This window comes from Streptomyces sp. AcH 505, assembly GCF_000818175.1.
Classification (GTDB): domain Bacteria; phylum Actinomycetota; class Actinomycetes; order Streptomycetales; family Streptomycetaceae; genus Streptomyces.
On record NZ_JTIY01000002.1, the window covers coordinates 671,046 to 674,629 of the forward strand.

A 3,584-nucleotide genomic window follows, 5' to 3' on the forward strand; every position below is an offset into this window, starting at 1 on the left:
GGGCGGTGGTGCCGCCGGTGGCCAGCGGCAGCACGGTCTTGCCGGCCAGCGCGTACTGCGGCAGCAGGTCGAGGAGGGACTTGAGAAGCCCCGAGTAGGCCGCCTTGTAGACGGGTGTGCCGATCATCACGGCATCGGCCTGCGCGAACAGCTCCTTCGCGCGGACGATCTCGGGGTGCGCGAAGTCGGCGCCGAGCAGTGCCTCGGGGGGCAGTGTGCGGACGTCGAACGGGACGACGTGATGGCCCTTGGACGCGAGTCCCGCGTCGAGGTGCCTGAGCAGGCGGGCGGTGCGGGAGTGGGCTGACGGACTGCCGGAGACGGACAGAATGGTGGCCATGATCACCTCGTGAAATCTGCGGGTGCGGTGGTGCGCGCGGGCCCGGCCGTACGGTGTCGCGGCGGGCGACCCTACGCCCGGCGCAACGACCGCAGGGCATACGGAAAGCCGCAGGTAGACCGGGAAAACACTGCCCGCGTGCGGTGGACACCGGGCCGGTGCCGCGTCGGTGTGACACGCGGCTGCTCGGGGGACCCGGTTCTATCGCGCCCGACGACACAGGGCGCTGGAAACACGCACAAGGTCCACGTGACGGCGGCAGGTCAGCTCCCACAGATCCCGCATCGCTCGTCACCACCTCTCGAACTGTCTCAGCGAAGCATGTGTTCACGAGGTTAGCCGCCGCCGTCCACCGCGTACATTCGGTATCCGCGAAGTGGTGATAGGGATTCCCTTCCACCCCGATCGGAGACCATGAGTGCCATGCGGATAGAACAGCTCGAATACATCGAGGCCGTGACCCGTCTCGGGTCCCTGCGCCGGGCGGCCGAGGCCTTGCATCTCTCGCAGCCCGCGCTGAGCGAGACCGTCCGCAACCTGGAGCGCGAACTGGGCGTGGACATCCTGGACCGCAGGCGCTCTGGCGCCAAGATCAGCGCCGAGGGCCGGGAGCTGCTGCCGCACATCACCGGTGTGCTCGACGCGGTCGAAGGGCTGCGCAGAGCCGCCGACGAGCAGCACCACACCAGCCGGATGATCCGGCTCGGCACGGTCCACGCCGCCACCGTGCCGCTGCTCGTCCCCACCATCCGCGCCTTCCGTGCCGCGCACCCCGAGACGCAGGTCGAGGTGGTCAGCGCCCAGCAAAGCGCTCTGCACAGCGCGTTGCTGGAGGGCGGCCTCGATCTCGGCCTCGTCAACTACCTGGAGGGCGACGACACTCCACCCGGCTTCCACACCACGGAGCTGCTGCGCGGCCGGCCGGTGGCCTGTGTGCGCTCCGACAGTCCGCTCGCCGCGAAGGAGCGGATCTCGGTGGACGATCTGCTCAGCCAGCCGCTCGTCGTGATGCGCTCGGGCTACCTGATGCACCGCTACGTACACCGGCTGCTGCACGGACGCAGCCCCAGCTTCTCGTACTCGACGGACGGCGCCGAGATGGGCAAGCTGATGGTCGCCGAGGGGCTGGGCACCACGGTGCTGCCCGATTTCAGTGTGCGCGGAGACCCGCTGGAGCGGGCCGGGATGATCACCTTCCGGCCGCTGGAAGTCGCCGACACCGCTGTGCTGTTGGTGATCCAGCGGGCTCTCGCCGGTTCGGTGCCCGCCGCTTCCCGCGCGCTGCACACGATGTTCGTGGACCTCGCCGCCGCCCACAAGGCGGAGGTCGCGGCGGGCGGGCAAGGACCGGCGGCCGGCTGAGCCACGCCCCGCCGGGGCGGTTGTTCCGCGAGTCGTACGAGGACGGCGAGACCCTGCGCGAACGGCTCTTCGGGCAGGGCAACGCCCGGTTGCTCGACGACCACCCGGGCACCCGCTTCCGCGACCTCGCGGGCGAGGGCCGCGCCGCTGGTCCTGGACCGGTCGCGTCAGCCGGGGAGTTCGCCGTCCAGTAGGCCGAGTCGGCGCATCCAGTCGTCGTCGAACACCTTGGAGAGATAGTTGCGGCCGGAGTCCGGCAGCACCGCCACGACGAGATCGTCCGGGGTCAGCTCGGCCGCCACCCGGACGGCCGCGGCCACCGCCGTGCCCGCCGAACCGCCGACCAGCAGGCCCTCCTCGCGGGCCAGCCGGCGGGCGGTCAGCAGCGAGTCGCGGTCGCTGATCCGCTCGAACCGGTCGACGACCGCCTGGTGGTAGGCGGTCGGCCAGGTGTCGTCGACCGTGTCCGGGTGGCGGGAGTGCCCGATGCTCTCCACGGAGTACGCGCCGCCGTCGCCGCCGGAGTAGACCGACGCCTCCGGGTCGGCGCCGACGACCGTCACCCGGCCGCCGCTCGCCTCCTTGAGGTACTCGCCCGTCCCGGAGATGGTGCCGCCGGTGCCGATCCCCGACACCAGATGCGTGATCCGCCCGTCGGTCTGCCGCCAGATCTCCGGACCCGTCGTACGGAAGTGGACCTCCGGGTTGGCGGGGTTGTCGTACTGGTTCGCCAGCCAGGCCCCCGGGGTCTCCTCGGTGACCCGGCGGGCCACCGAGCGCACATGGTCGGGATGCTCGCGCGGCACGTTGCTCGGGCAGACGATCACCTCGGCGCCGTACGCGCGCAGCAGGGCGACCTTCTCCGTACTGCTCTTGTCCGAGATCGAGAAGACACACCGGTAGCCGCGCTGCGCGGCGACCATGGCCAGACCGACCCCGGTGTTGCCCGAGGTGCCCTCGACGACGGTACCGCCCGGCAGCAGCACCCCGGCCTTCTCGGCCGCCTCGATCATCGCCAGCGCGGCACGGTCCTTCACGCTGCCACCGGGGTTGACGAACTCCAGCTTCACGTAGACCGGCGCGGGCGCCGCACCGGTGACGCGGTTGAGCCGCACCAGCGGGGTGTTGCCGACCACGTCGGCCAGGGATGCGTGGACGTCCAAAGCAGTGCTCCTTGCGTGCGCTCGTGCCGCCGAATCCGTGACGTCAGCCGCGGCCAGGCTATCCGGGTGACGCGGCCCCGCGGGCGCCGGGGACGGCGGCGGCCGCATCGTTTCAGTCGTGTGAAATGCGGCTGCCGTGGGAAATCCCGACCGCGCGCCGACGGTTACCGTGAAGGACGATCACACGCTTCGGCGCGGCGGCGGACGAGCCGCTGCCCGATCCGACGACGGTGAGGTGAACGGTATGCAGGCGCCCCACCGCCGCGACGACGGACCGTTGGTCTCCCGGCGCCATGTCGACCTGCTCCGGGTGAGCAGCGCACTGTGTCCGAGGACGTCGCCGGCCCGCTGAGCCCCCAGGTGCGCCTCGCGCGTCCGGTGTTCCTCAGCCGCGCCTTCCGTGATCGGCAACTGCCGCGTCCGGCCTGCCCGTACGCCTCGGCCGGCCCCTGCCTGCCCTGAACTCACCTCGACCGGAGGCATCCAAATGACTGACAGCGACGCCGGGCGCACCGCATTGCACATCGCCCTGGAGGCCGACGGCGACGGCGCCCATCCGGCAGCCTGGCGCCACTCGGGACGGCCGCCCGCCGCCGTACTGACCTCCGCGGCACTGCGGGACGTGCTCGCGGCGACCGAGGGCGCCGGCTTCACCCTCGTCACCTTCGCCGACTCCCCGCTGCCACCGGGCACCGGGCCGGGGACAGCCGCAGGCCGGC

Annotated in this window: 3 protein-coding genes and 2 pseudogenes; 3 read left to right on the forward strand and 2 right to left on the reverse strand. The window is 71.6% G+C overall.

Translation table 11 applies throughout. The features are described from left to right. Positions 1–340: NAD(P)H-dependent oxidoreductase (locus tag HY68_RS33145; protein ID WP_041998855.1), on the reverse strand; the 340-nt coding region annotated here is incomplete at its 3' end. Positions 341–763: 423 nt separating this feature from the next. Here HY68_RS33145 and HY68_RS33150 point away from each other — a divergent pair. Beyond that, positions 764–1,702, forward strand: a complete 939-nt coding sequence (locus HY68_RS33150) for a LysR family transcriptional regulator (protein ID WP_041998857.1) — start codon at positions 764–766, stop codon at positions 1,700–1,702. A 20-nt stretch (positions 1,703–1,722) separates the two neighbouring features. Beyond that, positions 1,723–1,896, forward strand: a complete 174-nt coding sequence (locus tag HY68_RS43020) for a hypothetical protein (protein ID WP_157874478.1) — start codon at positions 1,723–1,725, stop codon at positions 1,894–1,896. 12 nt (positions 1,897–1,908) lie between these two features. On the opposite strand, the pseudogene HY68_RS33155 reads toward HY68_RS43020, so the two are convergent. Beyond that, positions 1,909–2,865 (reverse strand): annotated as a pseudogene (locus tag HY68_RS33155) (pyridoxal-phosphate dependent enzyme); the annotation flags it as partial. Between the two features lie 487 nt (positions 2,866–3,352). Between HY68_RS33155 and HY68_RS44330 the strand changes: the two are divergent. Then, a pseudogene (locus tag HY68_RS44330) lies at positions 3,353–3,584 on the forward strand (hypothetical protein); the annotation flags it as partial.

What these genes read in the sequence shown, in the direction of transcription:
- HY68_RS33150 (WP_041998857.1), top strand. Translation starts at nt 764, where the DNA reads ATGCGGATAGAACAGCTCGAATACATCGAGGCCGTGACCCGTCTCGGG.